The organism is Hymenobacter sp. UYAg731 (genome assembly GCF_054061335.1).
This window is the reverse complement of the sequence record NZ_JBSSEC010000002.1, coordinates 574,010-594,493: the sequence shown is the minus strand read 5'-3', so window position 1 is coordinate 594,493 and position 20,484 is coordinate 574,010. Positions and strand designations below refer to the sequence as shown.

At 59.5% G+C, this 20,484-nt stretch carries 18 protein-coding genes and 1 pseudogene; 3 read left to right on the top strand and 16 right to left on the bottom strand.

The window, feature by feature from the left end; genetic code table 11:
• Nucleotides 1–4 precede the first annotated feature (4 nt).
• The 13 genes from ACVWYF_RS06925 to ACVWYF_RS06865 all read right to left on the bottom strand — a co-directional run bounded on the left by ACVWYF_RS06925 (nucleotide 5) and on the right by ACVWYF_RS06865 (nucleotide 14,135).
• A complete protein-coding gene (locus ACVWYF_RS06925) occupies nucleotides 5–445 on the bottom strand; it encodes an SRPBCC family protein (RefSeq protein WP_457065995.1) in 441 nt (146 codons plus the stop codon).
• Between the two features lie 40 nt (nucleotides 446–485).
• Nucleotides 486–2,012 (bottom strand): carboxypeptidase-like regulatory domain-containing protein, encoded by a 1,527-nt coding sequence (locus ACVWYF_RS06920; RefSeq protein WP_457065993.1) that lies wholly within the window; start codon nucleotides 2,010–2,012, stop codon nucleotides 486–488.
• A gap of 39 nt (nucleotides 2,013–2,051) precedes the next feature.
• Nucleotides 2,052–2,414, bottom strand: coding sequence for a curli-like amyloid fiber formation chaperone CsgH (gene csgH / locus ACVWYF_RS06915; protein ID WP_457065991.1), 363 nt, complete (start codon nucleotides 2,412–2,414; stop codon nucleotides 2,052–2,054).
• Nucleotides 2,415–2,483: 69 nt separating this feature from the next.
• Nucleotides 2,484–3,116: a hypothetical protein gene (locus ACVWYF_RS06910; RefSeq protein ID WP_457065989.1), complete on the bottom strand. Its 633-nt coding sequence runs from the start codon at nucleotides 3,114–3,116 to the stop codon at nucleotides 2,484–2,486.
• A 136-nt stretch (nucleotides 3,117–3,252) separates the two neighbouring features.
• On the bottom strand, nucleotides 3,253–4,281 hold the full coding sequence (locus tag ACVWYF_RS06905; protein WP_457065987.1) for a hypothetical protein: 1,029 nt from the start codon (nucleotides 4,279–4,281) through the stop codon (nucleotides 3,253–3,255).
• A gap of 146 nt (nucleotides 4,282–4,427) precedes the next feature.
• Nucleotides 4,428–5,510: a hypothetical protein gene (locus ACVWYF_RS06900; protein ID WP_457065985.1), complete on the bottom strand. Its 1,083-nt coding sequence runs from the start codon at nucleotides 5,508–5,510 to the stop codon at nucleotides 4,428–4,430.
• A 159-nt stretch (nucleotides 5,511–5,669) separates the two neighbouring features.
• Complete coding sequence (locus tag ACVWYF_RS06895; protein WP_457065983.1) at nucleotides 5,670–7,088, bottom strand: CsgG/HfaB family protein; 1,419 nt, start codon at nucleotides 7,086–7,088, stop codon at nucleotides 5,670–5,672.
• A 53-nt stretch (nucleotides 7,089–7,141) separates the two neighbouring features.
• On the bottom strand, nucleotides 7,142–7,567 hold the full coding sequence (locus ACVWYF_RS06890) for a curli production assembly/transport component CsgF (protein ID WP_457065981.1): 426 nt from the start codon (nucleotides 7,565–7,567) through the stop codon (nucleotides 7,142–7,144).
• Nucleotides 7,568–7,589: 22 nt separating this feature from the next.
• Nucleotides 7,590–8,009, bottom strand: a complete 420-nt coding sequence (locus ACVWYF_RS06885) for a CsgE family curli-type amyloid fiber assembly protein (RefSeq protein ID WP_457065979.1) — start codon at nucleotides 8,007–8,009, stop codon at nucleotides 7,590–7,592.
• A 294-nt stretch (nucleotides 8,010–8,303) separates the two neighbouring features.
• Nucleotides 8,304–11,282: an SNF2-related protein gene (locus tag ACVWYF_RS06880; RefSeq protein WP_457065977.1), complete on the bottom strand. Its 2,979-nt coding sequence runs from the start codon at nucleotides 11,280–11,282 to the stop codon at nucleotides 8,304–8,306.
• A 129-nt stretch (nucleotides 11,283–11,411) separates the two neighbouring features.
• A complete protein-coding gene (locus ACVWYF_RS06875; RefSeq protein WP_457065975.1) occupies nucleotides 11,412–12,644 on the bottom strand; it encodes an ABC transporter permease in 1,233 nt (410 codons plus the stop codon).
• 169 nt (nucleotides 12,645–12,813) lie between these two features.
• Nucleotides 12,814–13,623: a class I SAM-dependent methyltransferase gene (locus ACVWYF_RS06870; RefSeq protein ID WP_457065973.1), complete on the bottom strand. Its 810-nt coding sequence runs from the start codon at nucleotides 13,621–13,623 to the stop codon at nucleotides 12,814–12,816.
• Between the two features lie 95 nt (nucleotides 13,624–13,718).
• A complete protein-coding gene (locus tag ACVWYF_RS06865; protein WP_457065971.1) occupies nucleotides 13,719–14,135 on the bottom strand; it encodes a ribosome-binding factor A in 417 nt (138 codons plus the stop codon).
• A 212-nt stretch (nucleotides 14,136–14,347) separates the two neighbouring features.
• On the opposite strand from ACVWYF_RS06865, the gene ACVWYF_RS06860 reads away from it, so the two are divergent.
• Nucleotides 14,348–15,757, top strand: a complete 1,410-nt coding sequence (locus ACVWYF_RS06860) for a hypothetical protein (protein WP_457065969.1) — start codon at nucleotides 14,348–14,350, stop codon at nucleotides 15,755–15,757.
• 72 nt (nucleotides 15,758–15,829) lie between these two features.
• On the opposite strand, the gene ACVWYF_RS06855 is transcribed toward ACVWYF_RS06860, so the two are convergent.
• The 3 genes from ACVWYF_RS06855 to ACVWYF_RS06845 all read right to left on the bottom strand — a co-directional run bounded on the left by ACVWYF_RS06855 (nucleotide 15,830) and on the right by ACVWYF_RS06845 (nucleotide 18,122).
• Nucleotides 15,830–16,423, bottom strand: a complete 594-nt coding sequence (locus ACVWYF_RS06855) for a hypothetical protein (RefSeq protein WP_457065967.1) — start codon at nucleotides 16,421–16,423, stop codon at nucleotides 15,830–15,832.
• A 21-nt stretch (nucleotides 16,424–16,444) separates the two neighbouring features.
• Nucleotides 16,445–17,482, bottom strand: coding sequence for a selenide, water dikinase SelD (gene selD / locus ACVWYF_RS06850; RefSeq protein ID WP_457065965.1), 1,038 nt, complete (start codon nucleotides 17,480–17,482; stop codon nucleotides 16,445–16,447).
• Nucleotides 17,483–17,567: 85 nt separating this feature from the next.
• Nucleotides 17,568–18,122: a DUF2911 domain-containing protein gene (locus tag ACVWYF_RS06845; protein ID WP_457065963.1), complete on the bottom strand. Its 555-nt coding sequence runs from the start codon at nucleotides 18,120–18,122 to the stop codon at nucleotides 17,568–17,570.
• Nucleotides 18,123–18,472: 350 nt separating this feature from the next.
• Between ACVWYF_RS06845 and ACVWYF_RS06840 the strand changes: the two genes are divergently transcribed.
• Both ACVWYF_RS06840 and nusA read left to right on the top strand, forming a co-directional pair.
• Entirely contained in the window at nucleotides 18,473–18,943 is a 471-nt protein-coding gene (locus ACVWYF_RS06840; RefSeq protein WP_457065961.1) for a ribosome maturation factor RimP, read from the top strand.
• A 16-nt stretch (nucleotides 18,944–18,959) separates the two neighbouring features.
• Nucleotides 18,960–20,192, top strand: a pseudogene (gene nusA / locus ACVWYF_RS06835) (transcription termination factor NusA); the annotation flags it as partial.
• Nucleotides 20,193–20,484: the final 292 nt, after the last annotated feature.

Below are 20,484 nucleotides of genomic sequence, written 5' to 3'. Positions count from 1 at the left end.
CTCCTTACCGGAACCAGCGCCGGTAAATGGGCCGCCGCCACGCAAACTGCGCCCACATGGCCGGATAAATCAGGGCATCGAGCAGGCGCGAAGCCGTGCGGTATTCCAGCGCATCCACAATCATGCTGCCGCCCTGGGGGCCGGGCTGAATGAGGTGGCGGTGCCGCCAGAACCGTAGCGGCGGCGGCAGTATTTGGCCTTCATCCACAAAGAACTGGGTCCCGTCGGGCTGCACCCCATCGTCCACAATCAGCGAAGTCCAGGGCAGGCGCTTCACCAGCGTATCGAGCTCGATTTCAACCCGGTCGCCGGTGCAACAGCCATCGAAGCGGAGCAGCCGCAGCCGGGGAAACGGCGGGGCCAGGGCCACAAATAACTCTCTGGTGAAGCCGGCCATCACCACGGCCGGGGGCTGCGAAACGGCGGTGCGTAGGGTGACGTGCATGAGTTGCTAACCCCGGCCGGTCCTAATTGTTGGCCAATGCCTATTTGTAGTCGGGCAAAAACGCGTTGGTAAACAGGCGGGTGCGGTTTTTGCCGTCCAGGTCCATCGTCCATACTTCGGGCGGCGCAACTTCGTCGGTGGTCCGGTTCACGAAAATCAGGTGAAAGCCATCGGGCGTAAATCGGGGCGTCAGGTCATTGGTTCCTAAGGTCTTGCCACTATTGTTGGTGCCGGTCGAAAGGTCCGTTGGCGTGCCGGTACCATCGGTGCGCCGGCTGAAAATGCGCGCATCCTGCTGCCGGCCGGTGGTGGCGTTAAAACCCGCCGCATCCCGCGTATACACCACCGTGAGGCCGTCGATGCTGAAGCTGGGCGAATCGAGCCGGCCGGGCAGGTTGCTCACCAGCAGCCGGGGGCTGGTGCCGTCGGTATTGTAGATGTACAGCTCCGAATCGAAAATATCCGCGCCCACGGTTTGCACCACCAGGTGGCCGCCGTCCTCGGCCGTCCAGTCGCACTCGCGGAAGTTGCGGCCGGCGGGCGCGGTGGCCAAATCCACCCGTCCCGTGCCGTCGCGGTTGATGCGGTACAGCTTGTCGTTGTGCGTATAGATGAAATACGCCCCGTCCGGCGACCAGCGGTAGCCCACGCCCCGGTTATTATACCCATCCACGTCGAGCGTGGTAATCTGGCGCGGGTTCGAGCCGTCGCGATTCATCGTGTATAGCTGGTACAGGCCCGTGGCGTTGGACGTGTAGGCAATCAGGTCGCGGCTGGGGCTTAGCTGCGGGGCCGTTTCCACGGTGCTCCCGAAGGTGAGCTGCACCGGCGTAGCAGTGCCATCCGCCGAATAAATGTCGGTGTTGCCCACCACGGTGCGGGCAAACAGGTAGCGGTTGTTCGGAAAAGCAACCGTCTGAAAGCTCCAAATTGGTCCCCGCGCCGTGACGCCCGTCGTGTTGCGCACCGTCACCTGCCAGTAATAAGTGGTGCTGTATCGCAGGCTCGTGGCCGTCACGGCCGTATCCTTCGAGTTGGTGAGCAACATGCGCTGATTCAGGTTGTTGCTTTCGAAAAGGGCCACGTCGTAGCGCAACGAGTCGCTGGCAGCAGCCCCTACCGGCCGCCACGACAGCAGTACGGTGGTGGGCTGGCCGGTGGCCTGGTTGGCGGGCGTGGGGCGGTTGGGGGCCGTGGGGGCGGCGGTGCTCGCTTTTGTCAGCACGATGGACACATCCGCCGTCTGTCCGTCATTCACCGTCACGTTGGTCACCACCTGCTGGTAGTCCACCTTGCTCACCGTGATGGCAAAGCGCCCGGCCGGCGCATCCGTAATCTGAAATTTGCCCTGGGCCGACGTAACGTAGGAGCTGGTGGCCGGGCTGGTGGTGATGGTGGCATTGGCCAGCGGCTGGTTGGTGCGCGCATCGAGCACCGTGCCCGTCACGGTGCCGAAATAGGCCGGGGCCACCAAATCTTCCTGGCAGGCGCTAAGCAGGCAGGTGCAAATGAGTAGAAAAAATGCTCTGGGCAGAAAGCGCCCCTTGGAAAACGATAAAAATGTCATCGAATAGCGGATGCGGACAAGAAGAAAGAACGGGTAAAGTTAGCGCGCCGGAACTTGCGCCGCTGAGTCCTGCGCCACTACGTGGCCCGCCAGGTCAAGCACCCGAAGATGAACATGATAGGTGTCCTGCGGCGAGGCATTCACCCGCGAGTGCGACAGCGATACTTCCTGCTGCGGGGCCACGTCAAACTCCCCGCGCTGGGTGTTCTGCGAGCGGCCACCCGCGCTTTCGCGCTGCAACGACAGCTCGTAGCGGTAGCGCCCGGCCGTGGGCAGCAGGTTACGGCAGTGGCCGGTCACGCTCAGCAGGCCATCCTGCTGGTGCATTTCCAGGCGGGCCTGGCAGGGCGCGGGCGTTTCGGTGGGCTGCCACATACGGAGTAACAAAAAGAAGAAAAACATGAGGGAAGGCCGTTAGAGTGGAAACTGCTGGTCCGTTATGCCCGCTGCCCGCCGTGCTCCGATGCTTACTTAATGCGTGGGCACTACTTTGCTCTGCTCGATGGTGAGGTTGATGCCCTGGCCGCGCATTTCCACGCTATAGCCTTTGGGCATTTGCACCGTCGATTCGAACTGCGTCAGGGTATTGTTGTTGCCGTACTGCTTGATGTTGTATACCCGGTCGCTGAGGCGGATGTCGCCGGTCACTTGGTTGTTGTTGCCATCCTGCAGCACGTTTACTTCGTTGCGGTCGCCTTTCACTACCCCGGTCAGCTTATTGGCCGTGCCGTGCTGCGTAATGGTGGACGAGTTGCCCTGGCCATCTTGGGTAAACGTCGCGCTGTTGCCGGTGCCGTTCTGGCTGATGCCTATTTCGTTACCCATGCCAATCTGCACAATATAGGCCTGGTTGCCCAGGGCCGAGGGGCTCTGCTGGCTCACTGTAGCTTGGTTGCCAATGCCAATCTGCCGCAACGTAGAGGAGGTCTGGTTCTGGGCGGTGGTCTGGGTTTCGCCACTATTTGGCAGGCGGTCGGGGCCAAAGTCCTCGGCCAGGCGCTGTTCTGCCGTGGCCGCTTCGCTCGGCAGGCGCTGCGTTTGGGCCAGCGCTACTCCCGAGGAAAGCAACGCTCCAACCAAACCAAGTACGGACAATGGCTTCATGGTTTTTAGAAGTTTAGAATAATCGAGTAGAAATATAAGGAGAATTTAGCCAAATGGGCCAAGCCCCGGCCCGGTATTAGCCGGACTCGGAACTTGGCACATCTTGGTTTCGGCTCCAGCCGAAGGGAGGGGTTTATTAATGTACGCCCTGATGCACAACGGCCGTGTTGTTGCTGCCCTGCTGGGTCGTCATGCTATAGGCCGAATCGCGCAGCAGGTTGCCGCCCTGAATGGTTTCGGCGTAGTTGCTGTTGCCGCCGCTCTGCATCTGGCTGGCCACGTTGTTGCTGGTGCTCTGGGTGATGGTGGCCCGATTGAAGTCGCCGGTCTGCGCCTGCAAGGCTTGGTTGTTAGCCGTCAGCAGCGTTTGCTGGGTAATGGAGGCAAGGTTGCCGTTGCCCTGCTGGTCCTGGCTGGCATACTGGTTCAGGCCGCGTTGCGTCACCGTGGCGTTGTTGTTGTTGCCCGTGCCGCCGCCAATTCCGCCCTGCTTCTGAACCGAGGTATGGTTCTGAGCTTCCTGCGAAGCCGAGGCATTGTTGCCGTTACCCTTTTGCTCCTGTGTGGCCGAATTGTTGGAAATACCAATCGTCGTATTTTGCGCAATGGTTGCTTTGTTGTCGTTGCCAGTCTGTTTCTGGCTGGCGTAGTCGTTGCCGCTCAGTACGCCAAAGCCAATATTGCCGGCCTTGTTGCCCTGTCGAATAGCAGCCTGGTTGCGGGTGCCGGTCTGCTCCTGAATGGCCGTGCTGGTTGCGCCAAACTGGCCGATGTAGGCCCGGTTCTGGTCGCCGCTGGCCGTGCTGCCCGTCGATACCTGCGTCTGGCTGGCGTAGTTGCCGTCGGCACCCGGTACAATGACGTTTGCTAAGCTGGGGCTTTGGTCGATATCGGCGGTGTTGCGGCCGGTGCCGGTCTGCGAAACGTTGGCCATCTGGCCATCGCCCACCTGCTGCACATACGAGTCGTTGTTGATGGCCCCGGTGCTGCCCAGGGCGGGGCGGCCGGTGAGGGTGACGGGGCCGGCGGCGCTGGTGGGCTGCGACACGGGGTTGGGGTTGGCTCCGACGGCGCTAGGGGCCGCTGGGGTGAGGGTACGGACCTGGGCGTTGGCAGCGCCAGCGAGCAGCAAAGCCGCGCTGAGAAGGAGAGTAAGTTTTTTCATCGAGTCAGAGGAATTAAAAAGATTGAAAGCGGGGTGATTTTGGAAAAGCCAGTACTTTATGAATCAAAACAGGAAGAGGTCATTTCTGGCCGCTATCCTGCTGAATAGCGGCCAGAAATTGACATTCGCCAAAGGTTGTTTCTCGCTTACGGCTGGCCCTGGTGTACCACAGCCGTGTTATTGTTTCCCGTCTGCACCGTCATGCTGTAGCCGGCATCCACACCAGCGGTGCCGCCCTGCTTGGTTTCGGCATAGTTGAAGCCACCGCCTTGTTGGGTCTGGCTGGCCACGTTGTCATTGGTGGTTTGCTCAACCAGCGCTTGGTTGTTGTACCCGCTCTGCGTTTGCTCTGCTTGGTTGCGATTGCCCGTCTGAGTGAGTTCAGCAATATTGCTGCCGCCGTTTGGAGACTGGTCTTGCTTTGCGTAGTTATCGTTACCCGTTTGAGTTACCGTGGCATTATCGTAGCCATAAACGCCTTGTTTCTGCACCGATTTGTTGCGGCTGCCCTGTTGCGAGGCCGAAACTTTTCCGCCGCTGCTTTGCTGTTCCTGGGTAGCTGAGTTGTCGCCGCCAGCAACTGTAGTGTTTTGCTTAATAGTAGCGTTGTTCCCGCCTGTATCTCTAGTAGGGTCAGGTGAACGCTGTATCTGGCTGGCGAAATTGCCTGAGCTGGCTACCCCCGAAGCTCCCTGCTGAATGGCCTCTTTGTTCTGGGTGCCCCGCTGGTCCTGAATGGCCGAGCTACCAGTACCGTACTGCTTGATATTTGCATTGTTCTCTGGATTTGGGGTATACCCCAGATTTAGCGACTCCTGAGTCTGCTTGGCGTAGTTGCCACCGGTTCCGGCCGCTGATGATTGCAGGATGTCGGAAGTGTTGCTGCCCGCACCGGTCTGGGTAACAAAAGCCCGCTGGTTGTCGCCTACCTGCTCGAGATACGAGTCGTTGTTGAATCCGCCACCACCACCGGCAGTCGTAGTGCCCAGAGCGGGGCGGCCGGTCAGGGTGACCGGGCCGGCGGCGCTAGTGGGCTGTGAAACCGTGTTGGGGTTGGCTCCTACAGCAGAAGGGGCGGCAGGGGTGAGAGTCCGTACTTGGGCGTTGGCGGCGCTAGCCAGTAATAAAGCCGCGCCAAGTAATAGAGAAATCTTTTTCATGGCAATAAAAATGTGAAATGTGTGAGAATTTTTTGTGTTCCTGTTAGAACATGACAAATATAATCTCATAAAAAGCGCATTTCAAAATCCGTGAATTAGAAAAGAATAAATTAGAATTAGAATAATTATAAATAATAGCATTGATTATAAATTTACCTCGTAGCAGTAAATATATATTTTTACATATATAAACTGGTTTTCAGTACTTTATTTTTTATAAAAAAGCAGTTATTTTTTATAAGTAATCGTTGAATTTTTTTTACCTAAGTATAAAATAATCCCTGCTTTGCCTGCCCACGAATAGTCATTGTAGCGGCCCTGGCTCACCTGGTCAAGCCGGTCGTTGAGATATAAGCGGTTCTCAACCTCGACATTAAGCCCTAGGCGTGGGGTGAGCAGCAATTCGGCCCCAACCCCGAATGCGGCGTGTGGCAGTAGATTCCCCGAAGACGCCAGCGCCGTAAATCCTCGCGCCGTGACGCCACCCCCAACTGCCAGGTAGGGTGAGAACTTATCGTAGGGAAACAGGCAGGCTTGCAGTCCCAATTCGGCGTAGTTGAAGCGCTGGTCAAAATACTGGCCTTGCGGTCCGGCTGCCAGCCTCCCGGTACCAGCGTTTAGAAACGTCGAGAAGTAGCCGTCGCCCAAGCGGTAGCGCATCGTGAACTCGGCTCCCGTCCGGTATTGGGGCAGCGCAAAATCGCCTTGGTAGAGCTGCACGGCACCATTCAGGCCCAGCCCCAGGGGACGGCGGCGGTACATGGTTTGCCGGCCCAGCACATCGTAAGAGAGGTTTTCATCCTTTTCGCGTAGGTAGCTTTGCATGGGCAGGCCGCGCACCGCCGCCGTGTCCGACGACGTCCAGACGTTGGCCAGCAGCCCTTCATAAATCAGCGACTGCACCGATTTCTCAATGGCCTCCTTCACCGCCATTTCGCTCGGCTCGTTGTAGGTGAAGCCGGTTTCGGTTTCCAGCAGGCGCTTAAAACTCACAAATTGGAACAGGCTGGCATCAACCTGCTGCGAGAGAATGGTTTTGGAGGTGTAAACCGTTTTGAGGATTTTGCCCGTGTTGGTGCTGATGGCCCGCAGGTACACCGTCACCCGGTCCTGGCGGTACTGGCCCGAGGCTCCGGCTCCGAAGTAGCGCAGGCCCGCCCCGCCGGTCAGAATATTGGAATCGTAGGAAATAATGCCGCCTTCGAGCAAGATGCCGGCGAAGAGCAGGGGCGGCAGATTGGGTTGCCGCTGGCCCGTTTGCTGCGAGTACTCGTCCCGCGTCGAGCGAATAATCTTGCGCTCGTTCAGCAGGTTGCCCAGGTTTTCGCGCTCAATGGGGTCAAACCACTGCGATTCTTCCAAGGCGCGCAGCAGGATGGTGGTGGCTCCCTGCGTGACGGCCGTGGAAAAACTGGCCCCGTTGGCCTGCGGCTTGTACTGACCGGTCTGGTCCCGGAACTTATAAACGGCCACCACCACGCGCTGCCGGGCCGGGGGTAGGTGCCGCCACACCTCGTTGCTGTTGACTTCGGCACCCAAGCGCGCCGCCTCCGGGTTGATAAACGTTTGGTGGAGGTAAGAAGCGCAGCCGCTGAGCCCTGCCGATAGCAAGGAAACCACGGCAATCAGCAAACGACGCAGGGACATAATGAACCGAAAAAGCGGAAAAGGAAGAAATTGGAGGCTGAATAGCGGTTGTATTACAGCCCGTTGGGGATGGTAATGGTGGTCTGGTTGCCCGTTGAGGTATCCGTGACCTGCACGGCAACGCCCGCCGCGCCGGGCGTTATCTGAATCTGATAGTTGCCCACGCTATAGCTGCCCGCTTTGATGGCACCCTGGCCAAACTGCGAGGCAATGAGCCGGCTGCTCAGCTGCGCCAGCACCTGCTGGTTGAGGTTGGCCGTGAAGGAGGCCAGCGGGTCGGCCGCCGAAGTAGCGGCGGCCGAGGCCGGGTCCGGAATGGTGTTCTGGGCCTGTGCCGAACTCAGCAGCCACGAATAGTTGAAGGTATTACCGCCCCCAAAAGAGGGGTTTTTGGGCTCATACACAAAGTCCTGGGCATGAGCCACCCGGCCGCAGAAAAGCATTATTCCCAAGGCCATCAGCGTAGAAAATTGTTTCATGTGCAAAAAATAAGTAGAAAAGTTAATAGGTTTCGAGGGGTTGGCGGTTACCTTTTTCCAATTGCTTGCTGAGGTTGCGGGCCTGCTGCAAAAAGTTGCTCACCACTTCCATCACCTGCTGGTTGGTTTCCTCAATGATGTCGTATTTGCCCTGGAGCGGAAATTCCAGCAGTTCTTCGTCGTTCACGACCACCGTCACAATGGCGTTGTTGTTGCTGCGCGACGGCTTCTCACTGATGATGATGATGAAATCATCGTTATCGGCCGGCGCTTCCCAACGGCTGAAAAACTGGTCGTAAAAGTCGTGCCCTATTTTGGTAATGGTCTGGTCCACCACCAATCCGCTGGATTCCGGCCCCAGCCGCGCCCGTTGACGCTGCGAGGCCACGGAGTCGGCCCGGAGCAGGAGGCGCAGGGCCTCTTCCATTTTTTGGGGCGACAATTGGTTCTGAGCCGGAGCAGGGGCTCGGGCTGGCATTGCGGGCTTGGTCGGAGCCGGCGGCCGTGTGGGTTGGGCATGGCCCGTGGTTGCTAGCAGCAACAGCCAAATCAGGCCGCACAACCGCCACTTGGTGCTTTTCCAACGCAGATGCAGTGCAGCAACGAGAGCCATGTAATCGGCGTTGGCTTAAGAAAAGAAAATGGAAAGGTAAATAGCTTTCTCAACGGAAAAAGCCGGGCACAAATATGCTTAAAAGTAAATTAAAAACAAGAATGATTAAATAAAGGCGCGGGATTATCCCAGCAATTCCTCAATGTCCTCGCGGGTGAGGTGCTTAATTACGGCTTCGTCGGTGGCGATGAGTTCGCTCACCAGGGCCAGCTTGCGGCGTTGCAGGGCCAGAATTTTTTCCTCCACCGTGCCCTGGGTGATAAACTTGTAGGTGAACACCGGGCGCTGCTGGCCGATGCGGTGGGCTCGGTCCACGGCCTGGGCCTCCACGGCGGGGTTCCACCACGGGTCGAGGATGAAGACGTAGTCGGCAGCGGTGAGGTTGAGGCCCACGCCGCCAGCTTTGAGGCTGATGAGGAAAATTTTCAGGTCTTCCGTTTCCTGGAAGCGGGCTACTTCGGCGGGCCGGTCGCGGGTCGCGCCGTCGAGGTAGGCATAGGGCATCTGCCGCTCATCAAGCGCGGCCCGCACCAGGGACAAGTGCTGTACGAACTGGCTGAACACCAATACTTTGTGTCCTTCGGCCACCACGTTGCGCAGCATGCGCAGCACTTCGCGCAGCTTGCCCGATTCGTGGGCGTAGTTTTCATCGGCCAGGCGCGGATGGTTGGCAATCTGACGCAACCGGGTGAGGCCTTGCAGCAGCAGAAACTGGGTGCTGGCCGGGCCGTGCTCGTCGAGGTTGCGCAGGATTTTGTTGCGGTAGAAGCTCTTGGTTTCCTCGTAGGCGTGGGCTTGCTCATCCGTCATCTGGCAGTAGCTGAGCTGCTCCGTTTTGGCGGGTAGTTCTTTCGCTACCTGGGCTTTGTGCCGCCGCAGTATGAACGGCTTGATGAGGGCGTGCAGGCGGCGGGTGCGGCCTTCGTCCTGGTTTTTCTCAATGGGCTTGAGGAATTCCTTGCGGAAAAAAGCTTGCGTACCCAGCAAGCCCGGGTTAATGAAGGACATCTGCGACCACAAGTCCATCGTGCTATTCTCCACTGGTGTGCCCGTGAGGATGAGCCGGTGCTTGGAGTGCAACTGCCGCACAGCCTGCGAGGTAGTGCTCGACGGGTTCTTGATGGCCTGCGACTCGTCCAGAATCACGTAGTCGAACTTGTAGCCGGCCAGCAGCTCCGTATCGAGACGCACGATGCCGTAGCTGGTCAGCACCACATCGTAATCGGCGAAGCGGTCGGGGTTTTTGTCGCGGTAGGTGCCGGTATAGGCCAGCACGCGCAGCTCGGGCGTAAATTTCTGGGCTTCGTTCAGCCAGTTGAAAACCAGTGAGGTAGGCAGTACCAGGAGCGAGGCCGCGCCCTTGGCCTCGCCGCTTTCACGGCGGTGCTGGAGCATGGCCAGCGTTTGAATGGTTTTGCCCAAACCCATGTCGTCGGCCAGGCAGCCGCCGAAATGGTAGTCCTGCACGAAGCGCAGCCAGTTGTAGCCGGCCTTCTGATAGGGGCGCAGCTCGCCCAGGAAGCCCACGGGCAGGGGGTGGTCTTCGACTTCGGCAAAGTCGCGCAGCTTTTCGAGCTTGCGGCCCATCCGCACGGTGGCCAGCTCATTGCTTTGCAGGTCGGCCACCAGGGCCAGGTGGTGGCGGCGCAGGTTGAGGCCGTCCTCGGTTTCTTCGCCGAAGGCAAACAGCTCCAGGTAGTCCGTAAACCACTCGTCGGGAATGATGGCAATCTGGCCGTTGGGCAGCTTGAATTCGCGCCGACGTTGCAGAATGTGCCCCCGCAGCCGGATGAACGGAACTTCGATGTCGCCAAAACGCACCGTGCCGCGCACGTCGAACCAGTCGCCGGCTTCCTGAATGCCCACCTGCACGCTGGTGGGTCCGATGAAGTAGTTCTTGGTAGCCGTGGCGGCGGCTTCTACCGTGTATCCCAGTTCGGTAAGAGCGGGGGAATTCTCGTGCAGCCACTTGAAGGCTTCGGCTTTGGGCAGCGAGGCGTGGCCGTTGGCCACGGTGAGGTGGCGGGCCTGGAGCTCCTCCACGGTGGCCTGCTCCTGCTCGGGGCTGCGCATCAGGCGGTGGAACACGTAGCTGTCGGCCGTTTTTTCGAGATGCACGCTCACGGGCTTGCTCGTGCCTAGCGGCATGAGGTGCGGGCCGTAGCGGAAGCTCAGCTCGAAATGAATCTGTTCGGTTTCGGCCCCGGTGAGAAGGGGCGCGATGGGTTTGGGCAGCGGAATGCGGCCCCGGCGCGGCGGGCCGGGCGGGCGTACGGGCGCTTCGGGCGCGGGCAGGGCGGGCTGGGCGTCGCTGAACGTGAGCCGGGGCCGCGCCACGTAGCGCTCCGACCGAATATCAAAGCCCCGCGCGTGTACCTCAAACGACTCCATGAGCGGGGCCACGAACTTCTGGAAATAACTTTCCTCCACCTGCCGGGGCACCACGATGAATTTCTTCTTCAAAAACGGCAGCAACTTCTTGCCGTCCACCTCGGTACGGAAGGAGTAGAGCAGGTCGTTGAGCAGCAGCCAGGCCGGTTGCAGGCACACCAGCACTGCGTCTTTGTATTGAAAATCAAGCTTCTGCCCCTGGTACTGGATGGTAGGGAAGTAGTGAGTGCCTTCCTCGTTGCGGCGGAAGTGGAACAGGATGGACGCCTTGGCCGGGGCCAGGCCGATTTCCTTCCACGTTGGCTCGCCGTCGCGGCCCATAATAAAGACCTGCTTGCCCGCCAGCCGCGTCAGAATGCCGGCCATGCGCGTCTGCACATACTTCGCAATGACCTCCTGAAGGGGTTTATCGCCTTTTTCGGCGTTGTAGGTCTTAAGGAAAAACTCGGCCGTGGCAATTTTGCGGGGCCAGAATTCCTTCACCACCGCTTCCTGCTGAATCTGGTCGCAGAGTTCCACCAGCTCAAAGTCGGTGGCGTCGAGGCCGGCCGCGAATTCATGGGCATTCTTTCCCGAAACGGTCTGGTGCTGAAGCGTTAGCTGGCCCCGGGGACCCAGCTGGACCACATAGGCCGCGAACAGGTGGCCCAGGAACTCGTGTTCGAAGAGCGAGTAGACAATTTGAAACGGTTCTGCGGTAGATACTTTCATAGCCGGGCACGCGTAAAGCGCAAGGTAGGGCAGAAAGCGGAAATTGGGATAGTTAAGCTTTTGTGCCGGGAGTAAATGCTAGGCCCTTACGCCAGAAAAACCCCTAAGATGCCGGAAAGGCGATAAACGCTATAAATTCTCGCGCAAGTCCAACTTGCTAGCATTCAGGGCCGGGCGAATGCTTACGGCCAGGGTAATGACGATGATGGACACGCAGGTAAAAATCAGGTCTGAGGCCTGCATTTTTACCGGGTACGCGTCCACCACGCTCGTGGCCATGCCCATACTCACGAAACCAAACCGCTGCTGGAGCCAGCACAGCGTGACGCCCAGAATGAGCCCGGTGGCCGCGCCCACCAGCGCCACAATGGCCCCTACATACAGGAATGTGCGCCGCACCGTCTTCTGGCTCGCACCCATAGCGAGCAGCACGGAGATGTCCTTTTTCTTATCGATAACCAGCATCGAGAGCGAGAAAAAGATGTTGAGCGAGGCGATGAGCAGAATAAGCGTGAAGGTGATGAACACGAACAGCTTCTCCACTTTGATGGCCTTGAACAGGCTGACGTGCTGCTCATCAGAATCCTGCACTTTGAAATCTGGCCCGAGGAGCGTGCGGAGTTGGCCTTTCACCTTCTCGATTTCAAAGCTCTGGCCCACCTTCACGTAGAGGGCCGTGCGGCGGGTGCCGTAGCCCAACAGACGCTGGGCGAAGGTAAGAGGCACGAAAATGTAGCTGTCGTCGATGTGCTGCTCGATGAGGAAGACGCCGCCGGCCGTCAGGTTCTGCTCGTTGAAGGCGTTTTCGGGGTTGAAATCGAGGGTTTTTTTGCCGGGCGTGTTGCGCGGGTAGAGCAGGCGCATGGGCGCCAGTCGGTTATTAAGGGTAATGCTGAGCTCGTGCTGCACGCCGGCACCCACCAGAGCCAGCTCCAGGCTGTCGCGGCGCAGGCGGTGGTCACCCTCGCGGATATTGGCGTCAATCTGGCTCTGGCCGAAGTAGTTGTCCGAGAGGCCGCGCATTTTTACCACCATTTGGCGGTCGTGGTACTGTAGCAGGGCATTGTCTTCGATGACCTCCGTGAGCAGGGCCACGCCGGGCGTGTTTTCCAGCTTCATCAGGAAGGTGCGGTCCACGTCGAAGGCCTTGCCTTTGGCGGCCGAGATGACGAGATTAGGGTCCGACTTGCCGTAGAGCGTGCGCACCAAATCCTCCAGCCCGTTGAACACCGACAGCACGATAATCAGCGCCATGGTGCCCACCGCCACCCCAATCATCGAAATGTTGGAGATGATGGTGATGATGTTGCGCTTGTTCTTGGAGCGAAAATAGCGCCGGGCAATGAGGATGGGGACGTTCATAAATCACGGACTCGTCGGGTAGGTCACGGATTATCCGGATGGGGCAGATGGCTCCTGCGTGGGTTTTATCGGGGCGCTTTACGGGGTTAGCGTTCGGAAAGCTAAGGCAAAATGCGGGTTAAACGGTAACGGACACAATTTCAGGCGGTTTGCCTATTTGTGTTGCGGCTTATTTCCAGGCTTTCACAATGAGGCCGGTACCAGAGTCGTGCGTCGTGCGCGCATCGAGCCAGTTCAGTAGCAGGCAGAACGGGAACGTGATGAGGTAGTAGAACGGCAGCAGGATAAAAAACAGGCGCGACTTGCCCAGCATCAGAATCGGGTATTTCATGCTGAGACGCCACGAAATCTGGCCCGGTTCGCCGTAAGCATAGCGGGCCTCAATGCGCTCGAAGCCAGCGGTGCGCAGCTTCTGCTGAATCTCGCGGATGTTGTAACCGTCGCGCACGTGCTCCTCGATGAAGCTGGTTTCGCCGTCGTCGTGTACGTCGGAGCCGCCCTGGTCGCTGGGGGTCGAAATCAGGAGCATCCCGCCGTCTTTCAGCGAAGCGTGGATGTTGCGGAATACCTCCACATCTTCCAGAATGTGCTCCATCACATCAACAGACAAGGCCAAATCGAAGGAGTTCGGCTCCTGATAGAGCACCAAATCCTGCACGGCAAACTGCACGTTCTTGCGGCCAATCTGCTGGAAAAACCGGTTAGAGTCGGCCACCTGGTCGTCCTTCACGTCCACGGCCAGGATGTTCCACTTCGGGCTCAGGCCACTGAGCCAGTACGTGTACTGCCCGTAGCCAGAGCCAGCGTCGAGGATATTGAGGGGCTCCTGGGTGCGGCCCTTGGCCCAGCGGCGCAGCTCGCGATGCACGTGCCAGGTGCGCAGCAGCAGCAAATCGAGCAGGTGATAAAACAGCCGGCGCAGCCACGGCGTGCGGTTGAATACCTGGCCGAGCGTCTTCTTAATTGGGTCGTAGTACAAGGGGGAAGCGGTAAATGAGTAAGTGCGTAAATAAGTAAGTGAGCAAGCAGGCCGACCAATCGAGTCATTTATTCACTTACTCATTTACCCATTCGCTAATTGAACAGGCGCGGGCGGGCAGGCTTTTCCTCGTCGTCCGGGGCGTCATCTTTCGGCGCGGCCGGAATGTCGAGCGTGCCCAGCACCTCGTCCATGTGGGCGGCGTAGGCGGCGCTGTCGTCGTGGAAAAAGATGAGCTCGGGCACCACGCGGGCCGTTTTGCGAATGCGCTTGGCCAGGGCGTGGCGGATTTCCTTGGCGTTGTCGCGCACTATTTCGATGCGCTCGTTGGCATCGTTGCCCAGCAGCAGGCTCAGGTACACGCGGGCCTGGCCCAAGTCGGGCGTCACCTTCACCATGCTGATGCTGGGGGCCAGCCCGCCACCGAACAAGTGCGGTAAGTCGCGCTGTAATACGGCTGCCAGCTCCTGCTGCAGCAGGCTGGCCATTTTCTGTTGTCGTTTGCTATCCATAATGACTGGCAAAGGTACGAGGGGTTTTCAGGGTATGAGGGTGTGGGAGTAGGAGGCTTTTTAACGTGTGCGTGTGGGGGATAGGAAGGAATGGGCGGCGGAAGGCAGAAAAAGAATAGCTGCCAGCGTTGGGGTCGCACAATACCTTTGCGCTACCCTCGCATCCTTATACTCTTCTACCCCCACACCCTCTTACCCTCATACCCTAACGAGTGCTCCGCTTTTTCAAAAGCTCGTTGCCCACGCAGCTGCTGGCCCTGGTGCTGCTGGTGCTGGCTCTGCGCCTGCCGTTGCTCTGGTTTGGCCTGCCCCTGACGGCGGCCGAGCTCCGGGCCTTACTGGTGGGCGAGCGGCTGCACGGCGGGGCCATGCCCTACCGCGACCTCTACGACGGCACCGCGCCGCTGGCCGCCGCCACCTTTGCCGCCCTCGATGCCGTGCTAGCGCGCCCTGTGTGGCTCTACCGCATGGTGGCGCTGGGGCTATTGTTTATCCAAGGCCTGCGCCTGAACCTGGTGTTCAACCGCTACGACGTGCATCCCGAGCGCGGCTACGTGGCGGCGCTCACCTACCTGCTGGTGGGCAGCGTGAGCACCGATTTGGATACCCTTTCGCCGCTGCTGCTGGGCAATACCTTCATCGTGTTTGCGCTGAGCGCGCTGCTGCCCACCTCCCGCGAGGGCTACGACAACCGCCGCCTGTTCCGGGCTGGGTTTCTCATCGGGCTGGGGGCGTTGTGCTACCTGCCGCTCAGCTTGTTTGTGATAGTGGGGCTGTTTGCGGTGGTCATTTTCGCGGCTAATTCCTTTCGCAGCTCGCTGCTGCTGCTGTGCGGGTTTTTCTTCCCGTATGCGCTGGTGGCCACGTTCTTCTTTTATACCGATGCGCTGCCGGGCTTCGTACAATTTCACTTGCAGCCGGGCCTCACGGACCTCATTGCCAGCGGCCTGCCCGCCGGCCTGCAACTGCGCCTGCTGATAGTGCCCGTGCTGGTGCTGGCGCTGGCGCTGCTGCGGGCATTGGGCACGTCGCTGGGGCTGGTGTTCCAGGTGAAATTCCGCCAGATGATGCTGGTGTGGCTGGCTGTGGCCGGGGTGGCCGCCGCCGTGGAACGCGGCGCGGCCCCCGGTGCGCTGGTGCTGCTGCTGCCACCACTGGCCTATTTCAGCCTCTTTCTATGGCAGCGCTACCGCCAAAGCTGGCTGCTGGAGCTGCTGCTGCTGCTCATCATCAACTCCGTAGTTGTGCTTCGCTACCGCGCTCAGGTGCCGCGCCTCGAAAGCCTGTTGCACATGCCTGCCGAGAGCCGCTTCGGCCTAGAGCCCGACCCACGCTATACTGCCCTGCGCGGCCAGACGCTCCTCGTCCTCGGCCCCGACGACCGGGCCTATTTCAACAACCACCCCACCACGCCCTACTTGGACTGGGCGCTGTCTCAAGTCGATTTCGGCCACCTCAACGAGTACGCCGCCGTGGTACGCGTAGCTCAGCGCATGGGCCCCACGCCGCCCGCTTACCTGCTCGACCAGAGCCGCGTGGTGCCCCGCCTGCAACAGCTGCTGCCCGGCATCTTCAGTGCTTATGAGCCCACGGACATGCCCGGCTTGTACAAGCGGAAGTAGCGCGAACTTTTAGTTCGCGTCCCTCATGCCGTTGGGCAGTCGTTCCGTGCGGACGCGAACTAAAAGTTCGCGCTACACCCAGCACCAGGCCTTGGCGCGCCGGTCGGTGGGCAGACTGCGCAGGAAAATGGCCAGCGGCTCCAAATCCGTCAGTAGTGAGGTAAGGGTGACGGTCCGCCCATCGTGCAAGTGCAGCGTCAGGTAATCGTATTTCGCCCAGAAAGTATGGCGGGCGCGGCACGTCACGCGCTCCACGCGGGCCAAATCGCGCCGCTCAAACGGCACCCGCTGCCCGGCTTCGTACACTTCAAATCGGTTATCAACGGGCTGAAAAACCAGCGTAGTGTCGTGGTTTAGTGTCCAGTAGCGCAAGTGCAGCAGCAGCGCCGGCCCGCTCAAAGCCAGCGTAAACAGCATAAAGCCCGCCGTGAGCAGCCACTCAAAGGCGCTGACCGCGGCCCCGCCCATTGCCACGGCGGGCAGCACGCTCAGCCCCGCGCCCAGCGCCAGCAGCGGCCAGAACAGCAGCCGCAGCTGCCGCGCCGCCGTGGTTTGGTACACATGCGTGCGCTTCGAAAACAGCCCCGTTACCCAGCGCGCCGCCCCCAGCACCACAAACAGCGCCACGGCCGCCTCCAGCAGCGGACGAAAAAAGGTTGATTTCATGAATACAAGAAATCCCCGGCCCTACGCCTGCACCTGCACCCAAGGCTCGCTGTCGGCGTGCGCACGCAGGTGCCCGAAGCTTTCCAGCACCAGCCCATATTTCGTGAAAACGGCTTCCACGGCCGCCCGCCCGGCCGGCTCCACGCACACCAGCAGGCCGCCGGACGTTTGCGGGTCGCACAGCCACGCCCGCTGCTCGTCCGTCACCGCGCCGATTTTGTGGCCGTAGCTAGCCCAGTTGCGGCCGGTGCCGCCCGGCACGCTGCCTTGCTCCAAATACGCTTTGGCTGCCTCAATAAGCGGCACTTTACTGAAGTCGATTTCCGCCGTCAGACCGCTGCCTTCGCACACCTCGGCCAGGTGCCCGAGCAGGCCGAACCCGGTTACATCCGTCAGGGCCGTCACTGCTCCCAGCTTGCTCAGTTCCGCGCCAATCTTGTTCAGCTGCATCATCTGAGCCGGCGCAATATCGGCGTCCTCATCCCGCAGAATGCCTTTTTTCTGGGCCGTCGTCATAATGCCCACGCCCAGCGGCTTGGTCAAGAATAATTCCGAGCCGGCCGTGGCCGTATCGTTCTGCTTCAGGTCTTTGATGTCGACCATGCCCGTCACGGCCAGCCCAAAAATGGGCTCCGGCGAGTCGATGCTATGGCCACCCGCCAGTGGAATCCCCGCCTCAGCGCAGATGCTGCGGGCACCCTCAAGCACGCGGCGCGCCACCTCGGGCGGCAGCTTATCCACGGGCCAGCCCAGTACGGCAATGGCCAGCAGCGGCCGCCCGCCCATGGCATACACATCCGAAATAGCGTTGGCCGAGGCAATGCGCCCGAAATCGTAGGCATCATCCACGATGGGCATGAAGAAGTCGGTAGTCGAAATCACTGCCTGGCCCCCGCCGATGTCGTACACCGCCGCGTCGTCGCGGCTGGCGTTACCTACTAATAGGTTAGGATGCTGGGGCTGGGCAATGCTGGTATGCAGCATCTGGTCGAGCACGGCCGGCGCGATTTTGCAGCCGCAACCCGCGCCGTGGCTGTATTGAGTGAGCTTATATTCCATGGGTTAATAAGGCGAGAGAAGGCACAAAAGTAAGCGGGCGGCCCACCGTGGGCCGCCCGCTTCCATTCCGGTCGTTAAACGAGGGCTATTTGATGGCCACCGGCAATTCTATATTTTCCCAGCGCAGCACCAGCGCTTTGGGTGTCACCTCATAGGCCAGCCGCTCGGTCACCGCCGCTGTTTTGCGCGGGGTCACCATCACGCGTAGCGCGTCCAACTTCTCGTCATATTTAAAAGCGCCCCACTGGTTCGGCACCTTGTTAAAGATGGCCGTCCACTGGCCGCTCTCCGTCGGAATCACGAAGAAGCCGTACTTGCCCGCCGGCAGCGCCTTGCCTTCCACCATCACCGCCTTACTGAATTCGACCGTGGTGGCCTCGTTGGCCCCGGCGCGCCACACTTTTCCATAAGGCTCTAGCCCGCCAAAAATCTTGCGCCCTTTCACGCCTGGGCTGCTGTAGTTCACCGTCACGTCGGCCGTGCTAATCTTGCCGGTAGCCGTAGCCGCCGGGCTGGGCTTGGCCGCATCCTTAGCGGGAGCCGGCATGGTGGCGGGCATCGTTTGGGCGTGGGCGGCGATACCGGTCAAGCCCAGCGTCAGGCAGAAAGTAGCGGTGCGAAGAATTGTGAGGAATTTCATGGGAATTACCGGTTGAAAATGAGGGTGAATGAGGCCGTGAAGTTCAGCCGCCGACTCGCAAACTCCGCATCAGCCGTCGAGGTTTATCAAAGACGCCGATTGCCGCTGGAATTGCAGCAGTCACCGAAGCTACTGAGTCCAAGTGCAAAGCCTGTTGGCTCCCCGCTCTTATTGGATAGTGGCCGGGGCCATGCCCGGCACTGGTAAGGTTCTGCGGCCCCACTTGGGCCACCCCATCCCATCTTGCATTCCGCAGCCAATTGTCGTACCTTTGCCCCGAAGTTGGTATTCGCTTTAGCAAAGAGGGGACGCGCAGTCCCCTCTTTTTTTGCCCGCTTGTTTCAAAACTTATGCACTTCGACCGCAATCTGCTGCTGGAAATGCTCCACGACGCCATTGGCGAAGAGGAGCTGTTCATCGTGAGCCTCACCGTGTCCGATTCGGTGCTGCCCAAGGTCACCGTCACCCTCGACGGCCCCAATGGCCTCGCCATCCAAGCCTGCGCCACCATCAGCCGCCGCCTGGCCCGTCGCATCGACGAGCATTACGGCGAAGAGTCCGCGTACTCCCTAGAAGTCACCAGCCCCGGGGCCGACCAGCCCCTGACAGACCCGCGCCAGTACGCCCGCCACATCGGCCGCTCGCTGGCCCTGAAGCTGGCCGACGGCACCGAAAAGACCGGCACCCTCACCGCCGCCACCGCCGAGGGCGTGGAAATCGAGGAAGTCATTAAACAAAAAACCAAGAAAACCACCCTGCCCGCCGCTTTCTATTCCTTCGGGGACATTACCGAGGCCAAGGTTGTTATCTCTTTCAAATAAATACAGTTCTGCCTCTATGAACAGCCACGAACTAATCGAATCCTTCGGCGAATTTGCCCGGAGCAAGAACATCGACCGGCCCACGATGATGAGCATCTTGGACGACGTGTTTCGCACCATGATTCGGAAGAAGTACGACCAGGACGAGAACTTCGACGTTATCATCAACCCCGATAACGGCGATTTGGAGATTTATCGCAACCGCGAAATCGTGGACGATAACTCCGAGGACATCTGGGACCACGATAAAATCACCCTCACCGAGGCCCAGAAAATCGAGCCCGATTTCGAGATTGGCGAATCCGTAGCCGAAGGCGTGAAGCTGGAGGATTTCGGCCGCCGCGCCGTGCTTATGGCCCGCCAGACGCTGATTCAGCGTGTGAAGGACTTGGAGCGCGACAACCTGTACCAGAAGTACAAGGACCAGGTGGGCGAAATTGTGACCGGCGAAGTCTATCAGGTGTGGAGCCGCGAGGCCCTCATCATGGACAAAGACGACAACGAGCTAGTGATGCCGAAAGGCGAGCAAATTCCCAAGGACCGTTTCCGCAAGGGCGACACCGTGCGCGCCGTAGTACACCGCGTGGAGGTGATTAACGGCACGCCGAAAATCATTCTCTCCCGCGCCGCGCCGGCTTTCTTGGAGCGTTTGTTTGAGTTGGAAGTGCCCGAGATTTACGATGGCCTCATCGTTATCAAAAACGTGGTGCGTGAGCCCGGCGAGCGCGCCAAAGTAGCCGTCGAAAGCTACGATGAGCGCATCGACCCCGTGGGTGCCTGCGTGGGCATGAAGGGCAGCCGCATCCACCCGGTGGTGCGTGAGCTCGAAAACGAGAACATCGACATTATTAATTACACGGATAACTTAGAGCTTTATATTGCGCGGGCACTATCGCCGGCCAAGGTGGGTTCTATGAAGATAAACCAGGAGAACGGCCGGGTTTCCGTGTTCATGAAGCCTGACCAGGTGAGCCTGGCCATCGGCCGCGGCGGTGCCAATATTAAGCTGGCCAGCCGGTTGGTGGGCATGGAAATCGACGTGTTCCGTGAAGCCATAGACTACGAGGAAGACATTTCGCTGGACGAGTTCCAGGACGAAATCGAGCCCTGGGTATTGGCTGAGTTGAAAAAAATCGGTTTGGATACCGGCCGCGCCGTATTGGCCGTAAAGAAGGACGACATTGTGCGCCGCACGGAGTTGGAGGAAGAAATGGTGGACGATGTGTACCGCATTATCCGTCAGGAATTTGCCGACGACGAAGACCTCGACGAGAACTCGCTGGAAACGGCTAAAAACCGCGTTGTTGCAGGTAAAACGACCGATGCCACTGAAGAAGAAGCTGCGGTAACGCACGCCTCGGACACCGAAACGGCCCCCGAACACACGCCCCTGGCTGATGCCACCGAGGATACTACCACGACTACGACTGAGGAAGCGGGCACCAGCTCTCCCGCTGAGCCAGCCCAATGACGGCCGCGCGGCCGGTACGGCAAGGGTAACAAATCGAGCCAGCAGGCGTGGTTTGTGCCCTGCTGGCAAG

Coding starts and splice junctions, on each gene's coding strand:
- ACVWYF_RS06900 (WP_457065985.1), bottom strand. CDS start 5,510: ATGAGATTATATTTGTCATGTTCTAACAGGAACACAAAAAATTCTCAC.
- ACVWYF_RS06855 (WP_457065967.1), bottom strand. CDS start 16,423: ATGAAATCAACCTTTTTTCGTCCGCTGCTGGAGGCGGCCGTGGCGCTG.
- ACVWYF_RS06880 (WP_457065977.1), bottom strand. CDS start 11,282: ATGAAAGTATCTACCGCAGAACCGTTTCAAATTGTCTACTCGCTCTTC.
- csgH (WP_457065991.1), bottom strand. CDS start 2,414: ATGTTTTTCTTCTTTTTGTTACTCCGTATGTGGCAGCCCACCGAAACG.
- ACVWYF_RS06910 (WP_457065989.1), bottom strand. CDS start 3,116: ATGAAGCCATTGTCCGTACTTGGTTTGGTTGGAGCGTTGCTTTCCTCG.
- selD (WP_457065965.1), bottom strand. CDS start 17,482: ATGGAATATAAGCTCACTCAATACAGCCACGGCGCGGGTTGCGGCTGC.
- ACVWYF_RS06845 (WP_457065963.1), bottom strand. CDS start 18,122: ATGAAATTCCTCACAATTCTTCGCACCGCTACTTTCTGCCTGACGCTG.
- ACVWYF_RS06890 (WP_457065981.1), bottom strand. CDS start 7,567: ATGAAACAATTTTCTACGCTGATGGCCTTGGGAATAATGCTTTTCTGC.
- ACVWYF_RS06865 (WP_457065971.1), bottom strand. CDS start 14,135: ATGGATAGCAAACGACAACAGAAAATGGCCAGCCTGCTGCAGCAGGAG.
- ACVWYF_RS06905 (WP_457065987.1), bottom strand. CDS start 4,281: ATGAAAAAACTTACTCTCCTTCTCAGCGCGGCTTTGCTGCTCGCTGGC.
- ACVWYF_RS06925 (WP_457065995.1), bottom strand. CDS start 445: ATGCACGTCACCCTACGCACCGCCGTTTCGCAGCCCCCGGCCGTGGTG.
- ACVWYF_RS06840 (WP_457065961.1), top strand. CDS start 18,473: ATGCACTTCGACCGCAATCTGCTGCTGGAAATGCTCCACGACGCCATT.
- ACVWYF_RS06875 (WP_457065975.1), bottom strand. CDS start 12,644: ATGAACGTCCCCATCCTCATTGCCCGGCGCTATTTTCGCTCCAAGAAC.
- ACVWYF_RS06895 (WP_457065983.1), bottom strand. CDS start 7,088: ATGTCCCTGCGTCGTTTGCTGATTGCCGTGGTTTCCTTGCTATCGGCA.
- ACVWYF_RS06920 (WP_457065993.1), bottom strand. CDS start 2,012: ATGACATTTTTATCGTTTTCCAAGGGGCGCTTTCTGCCCAGAGCATTT.